We start from the raw sequence: 770 nt of genomic DNA, 5'->3' as shown, positions 1-770 counted from the left end.
TAGCCCGCACTTTCCACGGCCCGAGACCGTCACCCGCGCGCGAACGGCCGGTGATCAGAGCGCGCAGGTCCGGAAGCCCGGCCTGTCCCGGTGGGTCCCGCCGTTACTCAGACATCCGCACAGCCGACAAAAGGATAGTAATACGAAAGATACGCTGCACTGCTGTACCCTTTGACCTGGGTGCTGAAATTCTCGTGGAACCACCAGTACCGGTTACCGTTGATCGTTTGGCCGACGACGTAGTAAAACAGGCACGCTTGCTGACCGGGGTACCCCGCACCCACGGCGGTGCAGGAAGTGTTCGCACAGGTGCGGATGTTCACACCATTTGCTCCGTAGCCACCCAAGGAGCCCACCGATGCATTCGCCGTTCCCGTGCACAGATAAACGGAGAGGAGAACTGCTAACAGAACACCCGAAACTCGCGGCGCTGATCTGCGCGCAGTGATTCCACCAAGCGTCACCATGTCTGCGTCCCCTCGCGAAATGAACGATGACGACCACATCGACTGCTGGTGCGTCATACTTCTTCGAGCGCCGCAAGCGCCCCGGCCGTACGGGTTGTCAACCTGTCAACCGCCGACTTCTCCGTGAACATCTCCCGCCTCGTCACATCGGCGTCAATTCGAAAACCGATCGCCATTACGTTAAGTAATGGACCGGATTTCTAATGTAGCCGATCCTGGCAGGATGCGGCAACTACCGTCCTGGTTATCGAAAGAAACGAGTTGCTCGTCACAACTCGGCGCACCTCACGCCGCTGGTATGCG

1 protein-coding gene is annotated in these 770 nt (G+C 59.0%); it reads right to left on the bottom strand.

Annotated elements, in window-relative coordinates:
* Positions 1 to 107 precede the first annotated feature (107 nt).
* Positions 108 to 467: a hypothetical protein gene (locus U9980_RS25075; RefSeq protein WP_322752624.1), complete on the bottom strand. Its 360-nt coding sequence runs from the start codon at positions 465 to 467 to the stop codon at positions 108 to 110.
* Between the last annotated feature and the right edge of the window lie 303 nt (positions 468 to 770).

The organism is Protofrankia sp. Cr1, assembly GCF_963555865.1.
Classification (GTDB): Bacteria; Actinomycetota; Actinomycetes; order Frankiales; family Frankiaceae; genus Protofrankia.
This window is presented reverse-complemented; position numbering and strand designations above follow the sequence as displayed.